This is a genomic window from Variovorax sp. V118, assembly GCF_041154445.1.
Classification (GTDB): Bacteria; Pseudomonadota; Gammaproteobacteria; order Burkholderiales; family Burkholderiaceae_C; genus Variovorax; species Variovorax boronicumulans.
The window spans coordinates 6,682,847-6,696,799 of record NZ_AP028663.1; the positions used below are offsets into that span (position 1 = coordinate 6,682,847).

Genomic DNA, 13,953 nt, shown 5'->3' on the forward strand with positions numbered 1-13,953 from the left:
GGCCCCAGCAAAGCAAAAGGCGCTCCGAGGAGCGCCTTTTTCGTGGCGAAAGCCCTCGGCTTACTGGTTGCGGAAGCTGTCGTGGCAGGCCTTGCAGCTCGCGCCGGTCGGGCCGAACTGGGCCTTGAGGGCGTCGATGTTGCCGGCCTTGGCGGCAACCACCAGCTTGCCGGTCTCGGCGATCACCTTGTCCTGGTGCTCCTTGAACTTCGCGGCTTCCTTCCAGACTTCGGGCTTGGCCTTGCCGCCTTCGGTACCGGCGCCGAAGCCGGCCCAGGGCAGCTTGGCCATGTCGGCGACGATCTCGGCGTTGGCGGCAGCGGCGGCAGCGTCGTAGGGCGCCCGGCCGTTGGCCATGGCGCCGAGGCGGCCGAAGTGCTGGGCCATCACGAACAGCGCGCTCTGGCGGTACTTGATGGCATCTTCGGGCTTGGCAAACTGTGCCGCGGCGGGCAGGGACATCGCAGCGCAGGCGGCTGCAAGGGCGAACGAAGCAAAACGGGTCATCGTGGGTCCTTGTGTGGGGGTTTTGGGCACCGTCGAACGCGGTGCTGCAGGCAGTGTAGGGGCTGCCCGTGTCGGGCGCATAGCAACAACCCGGTGGAACGACCGGGCCGGACTTTGCTAATCTGCGCCTTCCGCAGCCTCGCGCCCCGGCGCCTTTTTCGATGACCGACACCCTCTCGGCGGCCCGCACACGCGTCTGGGACCTGCCGACCCGCCTCTTTCACTGGGCGCTCGCCTTCGCCGTGATCGGCCTGATCGTGACGGGCCTGAACGGCATCATGGAATGGCATTTCCGCCTCGGCTACACCGTGCTGGCGCTGCTGCTGTTCCGGCTGATCTGGGGGGTCGTGGGCGGGCGCTGGTCGCGCTTCGCGGCCTTCATCTATGCGCCGGGCTCGGTCATCGCCTACCTGCGCGGCAAGTCGCACCCCGACCACCTGATCGGCCACACGCCGCTGGGTGCGCTGTCGGTGTTCGCGGTGCTGGCGCTGTTGATCCTGCAGGTCGCCACCGGGCTGATGGCCGACGACGAGATTTCCGCCTCCGGGCCGCTGACCCGCTTCGTGTCGGGCGCGATGGTGAGCCTGGCGACAGGCTGGCACAAGGCGCAGGGCAAGTGGATCGTGATCGCCCTGGTGAGCCTGCATGTGCTGGCGGTGCTGTTCTATGTGCTGGTCAAGCGGCACCGGCTGGTTGGGCCGATGCTGTCGGGCGACAAGCTGGTGGTCGCCGGTGCGGCCGCCAACGGGAACGGCAATGGCAACGGCGTGGCCCCGAGCCGCGACGATGCGGTGTCGCGCACGCTGGCGCTGGTGCTGTTCGCGCTGTGCGCGGGCGTGGCGTTCTGGGTGGCGTCGTTGCGCGTATGAGCGGCTTTTCCGTCTCCCGCCCGCTGCCGCTGTCGGACACGCCGGCCGTGGTGCTGCTCACGCCCGACGAACCGCATGAAGTCGACGCCGTGCGCGCGATCTTCCGCGACTACGCAGGCTCGCTGGCCATCGACCTCGACTTCCAGGATTTCGACGGCGAATTGGCCGGACTCCCCGGCGAGTACGCCGAGCCGCGCGGCACCTTGCTGCTGGCGCTGGTCGATCCCGCCCATGTGAACGAAGACGCCGGCCGCGCCGCGCCCACGCTGAAGCGCGCCGACGGCACGCTCGCCCACGTGGCGGGCTGCTGCGCGCTGCGCCCGATCGACAGCACGGACTACGCGAACGCGGCGGAAATGAAACGGCTATATGTGCGCCCCGGGTTCCGGGGGCTCGGGCTCGGCCGGCAACTGGCCGAGGCCATCCTCGATGCGGCCCGCAGCGCAGGCTATGCCTGCGTGCTGCTCGACACCCTCGACGACATGGAGTCGGCGCGCGCTCTCTACGAAGACCTGGGCTTCGCGGAGGTGCCGCCCTACTATCACAACCCCGTCGCCGGGGCTCACTACCTCAAAGTAGATCTCTAGACCGGGCTCAGCCGCGGGCTTGCGCCAGCAGCGTGTCGGCGTCGCTCACTTCGAACTTGCCCGGGCCTTCGACGTTCAGCGTCGCGACCTTGCCGTCCTTCACGAGCATCGAGTAGCGGTTGCTGCGCAGGCCCATGCCGCGGCCGGTCAGGTCAAGCGTGAGGCCTGTGGCCTTCGCGAAGTCGGCGCTGCCGTCGGCCAGCATGCGCACCTTGGCGCCGGTCTTCTGGTCGCGCGCCCAGGCGCCCATCACGAAGGCGTCGTTCACGCTCACGCACCAGATCTCGTCCACGCCGGCGGCCTTGAAATCGTCGAAGTGCTGCACGTAGCCCGGCACGTGCTTGGCCGAGCAGGTGGGCGTGAAGGCGCCCGGCAATGCGAACAGCGCGATGGTCTTGCCCGCGGTGGCCTTGGTCACGTCGACCGGGTTCGGGCCGATGCTGCAGCCCTCGCCCTCCACTTCGGAATATTCCTGCAGGGTGGCCGAAGGAAGGGTGTCGCCGACTTTGATCATGTGAATTGCTCCTGAAAAAGAAAAACGGCCCACATTGTGGGCCGTTTCCGGATGGGTTGCCTCGAGGGCGACCGAGTGCCTGATCAGACCAGGACGGCCTTCTCGACCAGACGGGTCACGACCCAGTTCTTGGTCTTCGAGATCGGGCGGCTTTCCGTGATCTCGATGGTGTCGCCGAGGTGGTACTCGCCCTTTTCGTCATGGGCGTGGTACTTGCTCGTCTTGGCCACGATCTTGCCGTAGAGCTCGTGCTTCACACGGCGCTCGACCAGCACGGTCACGGTCTTGGCACGCTTGTCGCTGACCACCTTGCCGATCAAGGTGCGCTTGAGGGATTTTTTAGCTTCCGTCATGTTCACTCCTTACTTGGCGGCTTGGGTCTCTTGCTCTTTCTGAGCAAGAATGGTCTTGGCGCGAGCGATGTCGCGACGCGTCACGCGCAGCGTCGTGGTGTTCGACAGCTGTTGCGTGGCCTTCTGCATGCGCAGGCCGAAGTGGGCCTTCTGCAGATCCTTGATTTCGGCTTGCAGGCCTGCGACGTCCTTCGTGCGCAGGGTTGCGGCCTTCGTCAACTTGGCCGAAGCCGCGGTTTCTTTCTTCTTACGTGTTGCCATGGATGTTCTCCTCTCAGGCGCCGAGCTGGCGAGCGACGAACGTCGTGCGCAGCGGAAGCTTGGCGGCGGCCAGGCGGAACGCTTCGCGGGCGAGTTCTTCGGGCACGCCGACGATCTCGAACACGATCTTGCCAGGCTGGATTTCAGCGACGTAGTACTCGGGGTTGCCCTTACCGTTACCCATCCGCACTTCAGCGGGCTTGGTAGAGATCGGCTTGTCCGGGAACACGCGGATCCAGATACGGCCACCGCGCTTCACGTGACGCGAGATCGCGCGACGAGCGGCTTCGATCTGGCGCGCCGTGAGGCGACCGCGGTCGGTGCATTTGAGACCGAAGTCACCGAACGCAACCGAGTTACCCGTGGTTGCGATGCCGGTGTTGCGGCCCTTTTGTTCCTTGCGGAACTTTCTGCGTGCAGGTTGCAGCATGTTTTGTTACTCCGTGAGGGCCCCAGGCACTTGCGTGCCCGGGAGCGACCGATTACTCGGTCTTGGCACCGTCCGCTGCTGCAGCGGGCGCGGCTTTGCGGACGCGCTTAACGGCGGGTTTCGAGTCTGCACCGGCACCGCCGGTTGCTTCTGCGGGCTTGTCGCTGCCATCGGCCGGAGCGGTGTTGCCACCGATCGGACCACGGGCACCGGCACGGGGGCCGGGACCACGACGGTCGCCACCCGGACGGTCGCCAGGGCGACCATCACGGCGGGGACCACGCGGGCGGCGCTCTTCGTCCGGACGCGGCGTTTCGACGGCCGGCAGGTCGTTGCGACCCAGCGTGTCGCCCTTGTAGACCCAGACCTTGACGCCGATGACGCCGTAGGTGGTCTTGGCTTCCGAGGTGCCGTAGTCGATGTCGGCGCGCAGAGTGTGAAGTGGCACGCGGCCTTCGCGGTACCACTCGGTACGTGCGATTTCGATGCCGTTCAGACGGCCAGCCGACATGATCTTGATGCCCAGGGCACCCAGACGCATGGCGTTTTGCATGGCGCGCTTCATGGCGCGGCGGAACATGATCCGCTTTTCGAGCTGCTGCGTGATGCTGTCGGCGATCAGCTGCGCATCGATTTCGGGCTTGCGCACTTCTTCGATGTTGACCGCAACCGGCACGCCGAGCTGCTTGCCCAGTTCGCGCTTGAGGTTCTCGATGTCTTCGCCCTTCTTGCCGATCACGACGCCCGGACGAGCCGAGTAGATCGTGATGCGTGCGTTCTTGGCGGGACGCTCGATCATGACGCGCGACACCGAAGCGTTCTTCAGCTTCTTCTTCAGGTATTCGCGAACCTTGATGTCTTCGGCCAGCATGCCCGCGAAATCGCGGTCGCTTGCGTACCAACGGCTGGACCAGTTACGGGTGACCGCAAGGCGGAACCCGGTTGGGTGGATTTTCTGTCCCATATTTCTTCCAGGCCTTCTTAGTTGCCAACCGTCACGTACACATGGCACGTGGGCTTGCTGATGCGATTGCCGCGACCCTTGGCGCGCGCCGTGAAGCGCTTGAGCGTTGCACCTTGCTCGACGTAGATGGTCTTGACCTTCAGCTCGTCGATGTCGGCACCGTCGTTGTGCTCGGCGTTGGCAATCGCCGACTCGAGCACCTTCTTGATGATCACAGCGGCCTTCTTCTGCGTGAATTGCAGAACGTTGAGCGCTTGATCGACCTTCTTGCCGCGGATCAGGTCCGCGACCAGACGGCCCTTGTCGACCGACAGGCGGACACCGCGGAGGACTGCACGTGTTTCAGACATGGTCGTTCCTTACTTCTTCTGGACTTTTTTGTCCGCGGGGTGCCCCTTGAACGTGCGCGTGAGCGCAAATTCGCCGAGCTTGTGGCCGACCATCTGGTCGGTGATGTACACGGGCACGTGTTGCTTGCCGTTGTGCACAGCGATGGTCAGACCGATGAACTCGGGCAGAACCATCGAGCGGCGCGACCAGGTCTTGATCGGCTTCTTGTCCTTGTTCGTCACGGCCTTGTCGGCCTTGGCCACGAGGTGGTGGTCGACGAAAGGACCCTTTTTGAGAGAGCGAGTCATTGGCTATCCCTTACTTCTTGCGACGCGACACGATGAAGACCTGCGTGCGCTTGTTGTTACGGGTGCGATAGCCCTTGGTCAGATTGCCCCACGGGTCGACAGGATGGCGGCCTTCGCCAGTCTTGCCTTCGCCACCACCGTGCGGGTGGTCGACCGGGTTCATCACCACGCCGCGAACGGTCGGGCGAATACCCATGTGACGCTTCACACCGGCCTTGCCGAGCTGGCGCAGGCTGTGTTCTTCGTTGGCCACTTCACCGATGGTCGCGCGGCATTCGATGTGAATGCGACGGACTTCGCCCGAACGCATGCGGACCTGGGCGTAGACGCCTTCACGGGCCAGCAGCGTGGCCGAGGTACCGGCCGAACGTGCGATCTGCGCGCCCTTGCCGGGTTGCAGTTCGATGCAGTGGATCGTCGAACCCACGGGGATGTTGCGGATCGGCAGGGTGTTGCCGGCGCGGATCGGGGCTTCGGCGCCCGACATCAGGGTTGCACCGGCTTCCAGACCGCGCGGGGCGATGATGTAGCGGCGCTCGCCATCGGCGTAGCAGACCAGAGCGATGTGGGCGGTGCGGTTCGGATCGTACTCGATGCGTTCGACCTTGGCCGGGATGCCGTCCTTGTTGCGCACGAAGTCGACAATGCGGTAGTGGTGCTTGGCACCACCGCCACGATGGCGGATCGTGATGTGACCGTTGTTGTTACGGCCGGCCTTCTGGAACTGGGGCTCCAGCAGGGCTGCGTGAGGCGCACCCTTGTGCAGGTGGTCACGCGAAATCTTCACCGCGCCGCGTTGGCCCGGCGAAGTGGGTTTCATCTTGATGACGGCCATGATTAAGCGCCTTCCCCGACGAGGTTGAGCTCTTGACCGGCCTTCAGCGTCACATAAGCCTTGCGCACGTTGTCGCGGCGGCCGATGGACTTGCCAAAGCGCTTGGTCTTGCCCTTGGTGTTGAGCACCGACACGCCCTGGACTTCGACCTTGAACATCAGTTCAACAGCGGCCTTGATCTCGGGCTTGGTGGCGTCTTGCAGCACCTTGAAAGTGACAGCGTTCGACTTCTCGCCGACCATCGTGGCCTTTTCGGACACGATCGGTGCGACCAGCACGTTCATGAGACGGCCTTCGTCGAACTTACGTTGTGCAGGGGTGGGGTTCACGCGGCTCATGCGAACATCTCCTTGAGCTTGTCGACGGCACCCTTGGTGACCAGCACCTTCTTGTAGTGAACCAGCGACACCGGATCGGCGTAACGGGGTTCGACCACGAGGATGTTGACCAGATTGCGCGAGGCAAGGTACAGGTTTTCGTCGACTTCTTCGGCGATCACGAGCACGGACTCGAGATTCATTGCCTTGAAACGGGCTGCCAGCGGCTTCGTCTTGGGCGAATCCACGGTCAGCGAATCAACCACGGCCAGACGGCCTTCGCGAGCGAGCTGCGAGAAGATGGAGGCCATGCCGGCGCGGTACATCTTCTTGTTGATCTTCTGCGAGAAGTTTTCGTCAGGCATGTTCGGGAAGATCCGGCCGCCTCCGCGCCACAGGGGCGAGGACGTCATACCGGCGCGGGCGCGGCCCGTTCCCTTTTGCTTGAAAGGCTTCTTGGTCGAGTGCTTGACCTGTTCGCGGTCCTTCTGGGCGCGCGTGCCTTGACGGGCGTTGGCCTGGAATGCAACGACGATCTGGTGGACCAGGTCTTCGTTGTAGTCACGGCCGAACACGGTCTCGGGGGCGTCGTACTTCGACGCGGCCTGGCCTTGTTCGTTCAGGAGTTCGAGTTGCATTACTTCGCTCCTTCAGCCGCTTGCGGCTTGGCCTTGATGGCGGGACGCACGGTGACGAAGCCACCCTTCGAACCCGGGATCGCGCCCTTGATGAGCAGCAGCTGACGTGCTTCGTCGATACGGAACACGTCGAGGTTTTGCGTCGTGCGGGTGACGTCGCCGAGGTGGCCCGTCATGCGCTTGCCGGGGAACACGCGACCGGGGTCTTGTGCCATGCCGATCGAGCCGGGCACGTTGTGCGAACGGCTGTTACCGTGCGACGCGCGCTGCGAGCTCATGTTGTGACGCTTGATCGTGCCGGCGTAGCCCTTGCCGATGGTCGTGCCTTGCACGTCCACCTTCTGGCCCACGGAGAACACGCTGCTTGCCGCGATCACGCCGCCAGCCTTGTGCTGACCTGCGGTATCGGCGGTGACGCGGAATTCCTGGATGATTTCACCAGCTTCGACACCTGCCTTGGCAAGGTGGCCGGCTTGGGGCTTGGTCACGCGCGATGCTTTGCGCGAACCGAACGTCACCTGCAGGGCGACGTAGCCATCGGTCTCTTGGGACTTGATCTGGGTCACACGGTTGTTGGACACATCCACCACCGTGACAGGAACTGCGTCCCCGTCATCGGTGAAGAGACGCATCATCCCCACCTTGCGGCCCAGCAACCCGAGGGAGTTGCTCAGACTCATTTGTTTTCTCCAAAAATGGAAGACTTCCTTCGCCGCTGCCACTTCAATTGGCGACAGCGTTTGGCTGGTTTCCCGGCCTGCGAGAGAAGGTTGATAAATCTCCGCCAGAACGGCGCCCAAACGGACGCAACAAGGGCAGAGCCAGAGATTATAGCCCGCAGTCGAACCGGGGCGCAAGTGGCCCTTTTGGGGCCGGATTCAGGGGGTTCCAGCCCCGTTTCGGGTGGCTTTCGGGCCTATTTCGCGGGCAGCGAGATGATGTTGTCGCCGCCTGGCAGCGACTTGATCTCGCCATTGGCCTTCATGGCGGGCGCCGCCGCGCCGGTCTGGATCGGGATGGAAATGGCACTGGTCCGACCAGCCTGCTTGATGAACACATTCAGGTAGGCCAGACCCTCCCCCTGGCTGACCACCGTGACGGAAGTGTCGGAGCGCTGTCCCGGCGGCAGGCTCAGCGACGCGCTGCCGGACAGCGTCAGGCCCGCATCGACCGTCAGCGTCACGCTGGCGCCCGCGGGGTCGCTGACGCCGTCGAACTGCAGAACGACGACAGTCGGCTTGCCGGCCTGAGGCGCACCGCCCAGCCGGTACTGCAGCTTGACGCCGGAGTCATTGGGTTTTCTCGATGCGGTCACCCAGGGGGTGGCCGCATCCTTCGAGGTTGCAGCCGACAGCTTCGCAGTGGTGCGCGCCGGCGGCATGCCGTCGGCCAGGGCGGGCACGGGGAGCGCGGACAGTGCAAGTCCCGCCGCCAACGCGGCAGCCAAAGAGAGGCGAGTGTTCAGGATCATCGCGAGCCTTCCCTTCCTATTGAACAAGCACGCTGAGGCACAGCGGCGAAGCAGAGGAGCTCGTCATTGCGGCATCCCGCACTGCCAGAACGTACTCACCCGCACTCAGGCTGACCCGATTACCCGACCGGGCGATCTCTCCGCCCCGGAAGACGTCGAAGTCCGGCAGCGTGGCGCCCCCGACCGTGACCTGGTAGTCCCGGTTCGCCGGCGCGGTGAAGCGCAGGTAGGCAATGCTGCCGTGCTTGTTGCCGGTACCCGCCGCATTGGAGACGCAGGCACTGCTCGGCGCCGGACCAACCGTCAAGGCTCCGTACATCGGCAGCGCTCTTGGCACCCCGCCGTCGTTCGACTCGCCCGTGCCGAATGCATCGCTGGAGGTGATGCCCTGCCCAGCCAACAGGCTGTTCAGCGCCGAGGCGTTGCCAGGCGACGTCGCATTGAACGCGGCGGCGAAGGCGTGGATCGACGTGACCGGCGCGCCGCTTCGGAACTGGAAGCCAGTCAAGGTGTCGTGGATGGGCTTGAAGCCGGCTTGCCGGTTGAGGTTCCACAGGATGGCCTGGACCGACAGTTCGCGGAACCAGCCCGGGTTGCCGGTCGGGGGGCCGGCGGACAGATCCAGCCGCCCACCGTCGCCCTGCTGCGCACCCGTCGAGTCCACGTAGTTGCTCCGGTTCAGGGCGATGCCCGACCATGCATTGCCCCAGCCTTCGGAAAAAGCGAGCCGCCGGTCGAGACGATCCGTTCCGTCATGCTCGCCCCCCATCGAATCGTCGCGGCTGAACGCCGACTGGTAATAGTGCCCCCACTCATGCGCGATCACCGGTGCGTCGAACTCGTCGGTGTCGACGTTCTCCTTGCCCAGCACATAGATCTGCCGACCGCTGCTTCCGTTGTTGAAGAAGAAGGTCGTGCCGATTTGCCCTGTCGCGAGGTTGATCGACGTGGACGGCGCATTGTCGGCACTCCAGAAAACCTTCAGCACAGGAAACGCCGAAGCTGGCGCCACCGACAGCACCTTCTGCATGGAGGTGTAGATCGTGTCGAGCACGGCGAACGGCGCTGCGACGCGCGTCCCGCTGTAGCCAGAACCTCCCCAGCCGCTGTCCGCACGCAGGTCGCGCGTCAATGCCACGCTTCCCGAAGAAAAGCTCGCCGACTGCATCGAGTACAGCGCATCGCTGCGGGTGTTGTCGCGCACCGTGACATCCCAGGTCGCGCCCGGACCGGTCCGGGTCAGCTGGGCCCGGACGCGCACGGTGATGTTCGTGTTCGCCGGCACCGAGACCGCGTAATTGCCACCGTCATCCGTGGTGGTCAACGCGAGCTGCGCCGATGTGTTGGCATCGAGCACCTCCACCGTGGCGCCGCGCACAGGCTTGGCCGTGGTGCTCGCGTACAGGAGGGGCCCGTTGTTGTTTGGCACCGAGTCGTAAGTGGCTTTCCCGCTCAGGGCGACCGGGTTCAGCACGATCGGCAGGCCGATGGGAAACCCACCGCCGCCTCCGCCACCACCCCCCCCCCCACCGCAACCTGCCAGCAATGCCGCCGCGATGCACGCCGCACCGAATGCAAAAGAGAACTTCTGGCTCATCACGTGTGCTGCCCTCGTTTCAGCCCCGGCGCACTGCGTCCCGCAGGCCGGTGCGCGAGGATGCCACACTTGAGAAACAAACGTGAAGCACAAAAAAGCCCGCCTGCATTTCTGCAGGCGGGCTGTGCTCGGAATGCGACGCGAGGTCGAATTACTGCAGCTTGATCTCGACGTCGACGCCGGCCGGCAGGTCGAGCTTCATCAGCGCGTCCACGGTCTTGTCGGTGGGGTCGACGATGTCCATCAGGCGCTGGTGCGTGCGGATTTCCAGCTGGTCGCGCGACGTCTTGTTGACGTGCGGCGAACGCAGGATGTCGAAACGCTTCATGCGGGTCGGCAGGGGCACGGGGCCCTTGACGATCGCGCCGGTGCGCTTGGCGGTGTCCACGATTTCAGCGGCCGACTGGTCGATCAGCTTGTAGTCGAATGCCTTCAGGCGGATGCGGATCTTTTGCTTGGTAGCCATGGTGATTCCTTTGCGTCCGGCTTAGATGTCGAGGATCTTGGCCACGACGCCCGAACCCACGGTACGGCCGCCTTCACGGATGGCGAAGCGCAGGCCTTCTTCCATCGCGATCGGGTTGATCAGCTTCACGGTGATGCTGACGTTGTCGCCAGGCATGACCATTTCCTTGTCCGCGGGCAGCTCGATCGCGCCGGTCACGTCCGTCGTGCGGAAGTAGAACTGCGGACGGTAGTTGTTGAAGAACGGCGTGTGACGGCCACCTTCGTCCTTGGACAGGACATACACCTCGGCGGTGAAGTGCACGTGCGGCTTGATCGAGCCGGGCTTGCACAGCACTTGGCCGCGCTCGACTTCTTCGCGCTTCGTGCCGCGCAGCAGCACGCCGACGTTGTCGCCAGCTTGACCCTGGTCCAGCAGCTTGCGGAACATTTCCACGCCGGTGCAGGTGGTCTTGACGGTGGGGCGGATACCGACGATTTCGATTTCTTCGCCGACCTTGATCACGCCGCGCTCGACAGCGCCGGTCACCACGGTGCCGCGACCCGAGATCGAGAACACGTCTTCCACGGGCATCAGGAACGTGCCGTCCACAGCGCGCTCGGGCGTGGGGATGTACGTGTCCAGGGCTTCAGCCAGCTTCATGATGGCGCCTTCGCCCAGATCGCCCTTGTCGCCTTCCAGGGCGAGCTTGGCCGAGCCGTGGATGATGGGGGTGTCGTCGCCGGGGAATTCGTACTTGTCGAGGAGCTCGCGAACTTCCATTTCGACCAGCTCGAGCAGTTCCTTGTCGTCGACCATGTCGCACTTGTTCAGGAACACGATGATGTAGCCCACGCCCACCTGGCGAGCCAGCAGGATGTGTTCACGGGTCTGGGGCATCGGGCCGTCAGCGGCCGAGCACACCAGGATGGCGCCGTCCATCTGGGCAGCGCCGGTGATCATGTTCTTCACGTAGTCGGCGTGACCGGGGCAGTCGACGTGTGCGTAGTGGCGGTTGGCCGTTTCGTACTCGACGTGCGCGGTGTTGATCGTGATGCCGCGGGCCTTTTCTTCAGGCGCTGCGTCGATCTGGTCGTAAGCCTTGGCTTCGCCGCCGAACTTGGCCGACAGCACGGTGGCGATCGCAGCCGTCAGCGTGGTCTTGCCGTGGTCAACGTGACCGATCGTGCCCACGTTCACGTGCGGCTTGGTGCGGGTGAATTTACCTTTTGCCATTTTTCAATCCTTGAAAGAGCATGTCCCGTGTGTTGGTTTTATGTCTGCATCCGATTGCTGGTTCGCCCCGCACGGGAACAGGGCGGCACCGGATCGCAGACAAGAAGGGCCGCGCACTGCGCGGCCCCACATTCTGGAAACTTACTTCGAGCGAGCGGCCACGATGGCTTCGGCGACGTTACGGGGAGCTTCAGCGTAGTGCTTGAACTCCATCGTGTACGTGGCGCGGCCTTGCGTGGCCGAGCGCAGCGTCGTCGAGTAGCCGAACATTTCCGACAGCGGGACTTCAGCCTTGATGAGCTTGCCGCCACCGATCATGTCGTCCATGCCCTGCACCATGCCGCGACGGCTGGACAGGTCGCCCATCACGTTGCCGGCGTAGTCTTCAGGCGTTTCGACTTCCACGGCCATCATCGGCTCGAGGATGACCGGGCTGGCCTTGCGGGCGCCTTCCTTGAAGCCGAAGATCGCGGCCATCTTGAACGCCATTTCGTTCGAGTCCACGTCGTGGTACGAACCGAAGTGCAGCGTGACCTTGACGTCGACGACGGGGTAGCCCGCCAGCACGCCTTGCGTCAGTGCTTCCACAACGCCCTTTTCCACGGCGGGGATGTATTCGCGAGGAACCACACCGCCCTTGATGGCGTCGACGAACTCGAAGCCCTTGCCGGCTTCCTGCGGCTCGATCTTCAGGATGACGTGACCGTACTGGCCCTTACCACCCGACTGGCGAACGAACTTGCCTTCGGCTTCTTCGACGGTCTTGCGGATCGTTTCGCGGTAAGCCACTTGCGGCTTGCCCACGTTGGCTTCCACGCCGAATTCGCGCTTCATGCGGTCCACGATGATTTCGAGGTGCAGTTCGCCCATGCCGGAGATGATGGTCTGGCCGGATTCTTCGTCGGTGCGCACGCGGAACGACGGATCTTCCGAAGCCAGGCGCTGCAGGGCGATGCCCATCTTTTCCTGGTCGGCCTTGGTCTTGGGCTCGACGGCCTGCGAGATCACGGGCTCGGGGAATTCCATGCGCTCCAGCGTGATCATGGCGTTCGGGTCGCACAGGGTTTCGCCCGTGGTGACGTCCTTCAGGCCCACGCAAGCGGCGATGTCGCCGGCACGGATTTCTTCGATTTCGAGACGTTCGTTGGCGTGCATCTGCACGATACGGCCGATACGTTCTTTCTTGCCCTTGACCGGGTTGTAGACGGTGTCGCCCTTGCTCAGAACGCCCGAGTACACGCGCACGAAGGTCAGCTGGCCGACGTACGGGTCGGTCATGAGCTTGAATGCCAGCGCCGAGAACTTCTCGCCGTCGTCGGCCTTGCGGGTCACGTCTTGCTCGTCGTCGTCCGTGCCGTGCACCGGAGGAATGTCCAGCGGCGAAGGCATCAGTTCGATCACGGCGTCGAGCATGCGCTGCACGCCCTTGTTCTTGAACGCGCTGCCGCACAGCATCGGCTGGATTTCGCCGGCGATCGTGCGCGTGCGCAGACCGTGGGTGATTTCCTCGAGCGTCAGGTCACCTTCTTCAAGGTACTTGTTCATCAGCTCTTCCGACGCTTCGGCCGCGCTTTCGACCATCTTCTCGCGCCATTCCTTGGCCAGCTCGACCAGCTCGGCGGGGATCTCGCGCGTTTCGAACTTCATGCCTTGCGAGGCTTCGTCCCAGAAGATCGCCTTCATCAGACGCAGGTCGACCACGCCCTGGAACTTGTCTTCGGCACCGATCGGAATCACGATCGGCACGGGGTTGGCCTTCAGGCGGTCGACCATCATCTGGCGAACGCGGAAGAAGTTGGCGCCGATGCGGTCCATCTTGTTGACGAACGCCAGACGCGGCACCTTGTACTTGTTGGCCTGGCGCCAGACGGTTTCCGATTGGGGCTGCACGCCGCCGACCGAGTCGTACACCATGACGGCGCCGTCCAGCACGCGCATCGAGCGCTCGACTTCAATGGTGAAGTCCACGTGGCCGGGGGTGTCGATGATGTTGATGCGGTGCTCGGGCAGCGAGTGGTCCATGCCCTTCCAGAAGCAGGTCACGGCAGCCGAGGTGATCGTGATGCCACGCTCTTGTTCCTGCTCCATCCAGTCGGTCGTTGCCGCGCCATCGTGCACTTCGCCGAGCTTGTGGGTCACGCCCGTGTAGAACAGGATACGTTCGGTGGTGGTGGTCTTGCCGGCGTCGATGTGCGCGGAGATACCGATGTTGCGGTAGCGCTCGATGGGGGTCTTGCGGGACATGATGTACTTTCGGGTTTAAATGCGTTGAGCGCTGGGCGTCGAGCACG

At 64.0% G+C, this 13,953-nt stretch carries 19 protein-coding genes; 2 read left to right on the top strand and 17 right to left on the bottom strand.

Annotated features, from left to right (window positions below):
* Positions 1–60: 60 nt before the first annotated feature.
* Entirely contained in the window at positions 61–507 is a 447-nt protein-coding gene (locus tag ACAM52_RS31155) for a cytochrome c (RefSeq protein WP_062478890.1), read from the bottom strand.
* 161 nt (positions 508–668) lie between these two features.
* On the opposite strand from ACAM52_RS31155, the gene ACAM52_RS31160 reads away from it, so the two are divergent.
* Together ACAM52_RS31160 and ACAM52_RS31165 are read left to right on the top strand one after the other, a co-directional pair.
* Positions 669–1,376: a cytochrome b/b6 domain-containing protein gene (locus ACAM52_RS31160; protein WP_369645455.1), complete on the top strand. Its 708-nt coding sequence runs from the start codon at positions 669–671 to the stop codon at positions 1,374–1,376.
* Complete coding sequence (locus tag ACAM52_RS31165) at positions 1,373–1,963, top strand: GNAT family N-acetyltransferase (protein ID WP_369645456.1); 591 nt, start codon at positions 1,373–1,375, stop codon at positions 1,961–1,963. Before ACAM52_RS31160 ends, ACAM52_RS31165 begins: the two co-directional genes overlap by 4 nt.
* A 7-nt stretch (positions 1,964–1,970) precedes the next feature.
* Here ACAM52_RS31165 and ACAM52_RS31170 read toward each other — a convergent pair whose 3' ends face one another.
* From ACAM52_RS31170 to fusA, 16 genes are all read right to left on the bottom strand, one after another.
* Positions 1,971–2,477 (bottom strand): peroxiredoxin, encoded by a 507-nt coding sequence (locus tag ACAM52_RS31170; RefSeq protein WP_070061892.1) that lies wholly within the window; start codon positions 2,475–2,477, stop codon positions 1,971–1,973.
* An 83-nt stretch (positions 2,478–2,560) separates the two neighbouring features.
* A complete protein-coding gene (gene rpsQ / locus ACAM52_RS31175; RefSeq protein ID WP_062478880.1) occupies positions 2,561–2,830 on the bottom strand; it encodes a 30S ribosomal protein S17 in 270 nt (89 codons plus the stop codon).
* Between the two features lie 9 nt (positions 2,831–2,839).
* Positions 2,840–3,049: a 50S ribosomal protein L29 gene (gene rpmC, locus ACAM52_RS31180; protein WP_056577224.1), complete on the bottom strand. Its 210-nt coding sequence runs from the start codon at positions 3,047–3,049 to the stop codon at positions 2,840–2,842.
* Between the two features lie 55 nt (positions 3,050–3,104).
* A complete protein-coding gene (gene rplP / locus ACAM52_RS31185) occupies positions 3,105–3,521 on the bottom strand; it encodes a 50S ribosomal protein L16 (RefSeq protein WP_007838137.1) in 417 nt (138 codons plus the stop codon).
* A 52-nt stretch (positions 3,522–3,573) separates the two neighbouring features.
* Entirely contained in the window at positions 3,574–4,485 is a 912-nt protein-coding gene (rpsC, locus tag ACAM52_RS31190; RefSeq protein ID WP_062478877.1) for a 30S ribosomal protein S3, read from the bottom strand.
* Between the two features lie 17 nt (positions 4,486–4,502).
* Entirely contained in the window at positions 4,503–4,835 is a 333-nt protein-coding gene (gene rplV / locus ACAM52_RS31195) for a 50S ribosomal protein L22 (protein ID WP_007838134.1), read from the bottom strand.
* A gap of 9 nt (positions 4,836–4,844) precedes the next feature.
* Positions 4,845–5,123 carry a 30S ribosomal protein S19 gene (gene rpsS / locus ACAM52_RS31200; protein WP_062478874.1) on the bottom strand — a complete coding sequence of 93 codons (279 nt, stop codon included), beginning with the start codon at positions 5,121–5,123 and terminating at the stop codon, positions 4,845–4,847.
* Positions 5,124–5,133: 10 nt separating this feature from the next.
* A complete protein-coding gene (rplB, locus tag ACAM52_RS31205; RefSeq protein WP_056576555.1) occupies positions 5,134–5,958 on the bottom strand; it encodes a 50S ribosomal protein L2 in 825 nt (274 codons plus the stop codon).
* A 2-nt stretch (positions 5,959–5,960) separates the two neighbouring features.
* Entirely contained in the window at positions 5,961–6,296 is a 336-nt protein-coding gene (gene rplW, locus ACAM52_RS31210) for a 50S ribosomal protein L23 (RefSeq protein WP_056576559.1), read from the bottom strand.
* Positions 6,293–6,913: a 50S ribosomal protein L4 gene (rplD, locus tag ACAM52_RS31215; protein ID WP_062478869.1), complete on the bottom strand. Its 621-nt coding sequence runs from the start codon at positions 6,911–6,913 to the stop codon at positions 6,293–6,295. The genes rplW and rplD overlap by 4 nt, the downstream gene beginning before the upstream one ends.
* Complete coding sequence (gene rplC, locus ACAM52_RS31220; protein ID WP_062478866.1) at positions 6,913–7,593, bottom strand: 50S ribosomal protein L3; 681 nt, start codon at positions 7,591–7,593, stop codon at positions 6,913–6,915. Before rplC ends, rplD begins: the two co-directional genes overlap by 1 nt.
* A 236-nt stretch (positions 7,594–7,829) precedes the next feature.
* Positions 7,830–8,384, bottom strand: a complete 555-nt coding sequence (locus ACAM52_RS31225; RefSeq protein WP_369645457.1) for a hypothetical protein — start codon at positions 8,382–8,384, stop codon at positions 7,830–7,832.
* A 16-nt stretch (positions 8,385–8,400) separates the two neighbouring features.
* The gene (locus ACAM52_RS31230; protein ID WP_369645458.1) at positions 8,401–9,981 is read right to left on the bottom strand and encodes a hypothetical protein; all 1,581 of its coding nucleotides are present in this window, start codon (positions 9,979–9,981) and stop codon (positions 8,401–8,403) included.
* A 151-nt stretch (positions 9,982–10,132) separates the two neighbouring features.
* On the bottom strand, positions 10,133–10,447 hold the full coding sequence (rpsJ, locus tag ACAM52_RS31235; RefSeq protein ID WP_007838118.1) for a 30S ribosomal protein S10: 315 nt from the start codon (positions 10,445–10,447) through the stop codon (positions 10,133–10,135).
* 21 nt (positions 10,448–10,468) lie between these two features.
* Entirely contained in the window at positions 10,469–11,662 is a 1,194-nt protein-coding gene (gene tuf, locus ACAM52_RS31240; protein ID WP_062478858.1) for an elongation factor Tu, read from the bottom strand.
* Between the two features lie 141 nt (positions 11,663–11,803).
* Positions 11,804–13,906: an elongation factor G gene (gene fusA / locus ACAM52_RS31245; protein ID WP_062478855.1), complete on the bottom strand. Its 2,103-nt coding sequence runs from the start codon at positions 13,904–13,906 to the stop codon at positions 11,804–11,806.
* Positions 13,907–13,953: the final 47 nt, after the last annotated feature.

What these genes read in the sequence shown, in the direction of transcription:
- ACAM52_RS31155 (WP_062478890.1), bottom strand. Translation starts at nt 507, where the DNA reads ATGACCCGTTTTGCTTCGTTCGCCCTTGCAGCCGCCTGCGCTGCGATG.
- ACAM52_RS31160 (WP_369645455.1), top strand. Translation starts at nt 669, where the DNA reads ATGACCGACACCCTCTCGGCGGCCCGCACACGCGTCTGGGACCTGCCG.
- ACAM52_RS31165 (WP_369645456.1), top strand. Translation starts at nt 1,373, where the DNA reads ATGAGCGGCTTTTCCGTCTCCCGCCCGCTGCCGCTGTCGGACACGCCG.
- ACAM52_RS31170 (WP_070061892.1), bottom strand. Translation starts at nt 2,477, where the DNA reads ATGATCAAAGTCGGCGACACCCTTCCTTCGGCCACCCTGCAGGAATAT.
- rpsQ (WP_062478880.1), bottom strand. Translation starts at nt 2,830, where the DNA reads ATGACGGAAGCTAAAAAATCCCTCAAGCGCACCTTGATCGGCAAGGTG.
- rplP (WP_007838137.1), bottom strand. Translation starts at nt 3,521, where the DNA reads ATGCTGCAACCTGCACGCAGAAAGTTCCGCAAGGAACAAAAGGGCCGC.
- rpsC (WP_062478877.1), bottom strand. Translation starts at nt 4,485, where the DNA reads ATGGGACAGAAAATCCACCCAACCGGGTTCCGCCTTGCGGTCACCCGT.
- rplV (WP_007838134.1), bottom strand. Translation starts at nt 4,835, where the DNA reads ATGTCTGAAACACGTGCAGTCCTCCGCGGTGTCCGCCTGTCGGTCGAC.
- rpsS (WP_062478874.1), bottom strand. Translation starts at nt 5,123, where the DNA reads ATGACTCGCTCTCTCAAAAAGGGTCCTTTCGTCGACCACCACCTCGTG.
- rplB (WP_056576555.1), bottom strand. Translation starts at nt 5,958, where the DNA reads ATGGCCGTCATCAAGATGAAACCCACTTCGCCGGGCCAACGCGGCGCG.
- rplW (WP_056576559.1), bottom strand. Translation starts at nt 6,296, where the DNA reads ATGAGCCGCGTGAACCCCACCCCTGCACAACGTAAGTTCGACGAAGGC.
- rplD (WP_062478869.1), bottom strand. Translation starts at nt 6,913, where the DNA reads ATGCAACTCGAACTCCTGAACGAACAAGGCCAGGCCGCGTCGAAGTAC.
- rplC (WP_062478866.1), bottom strand. Translation starts at nt 7,593, where the DNA reads ATGAGTCTGAGCAACTCCCTCGGGTTGCTGGGCCGCAAGGTGGGGATG.
- ACAM52_RS31225 (WP_369645457.1), bottom strand. Translation starts at nt 8,384, where the DNA reads ATGATCCTGAACACTCGCCTCTCTTTGGCTGCCGCGTTGGCGGCGGGA.
- ACAM52_RS31230 (WP_369645458.1), bottom strand. Translation starts at nt 9,981, where the DNA reads ATGAGCCAGAAGTTCTCTTTTGCATTCGGTGCGGCGTGCATCGCGGCG.
- rpsJ (WP_007838118.1), bottom strand. Translation starts at nt 10,447, where the DNA reads ATGGCTACCAAGCAAAAGATCCGCATCCGCCTGAAGGCATTCGACTAC.
- tuf (WP_062478858.1), bottom strand. Translation starts at nt 11,662, where the DNA reads ATGGCAAAAGGTAAATTCACCCGCACCAAGCCGCACGTGAACGTGGGC.
- fusA (WP_062478855.1), bottom strand. Translation starts at nt 13,906, where the DNA reads ATGTCCCGCAAGACCCCCATCGAGCGCTACCGCAACATCGGTATCTCC.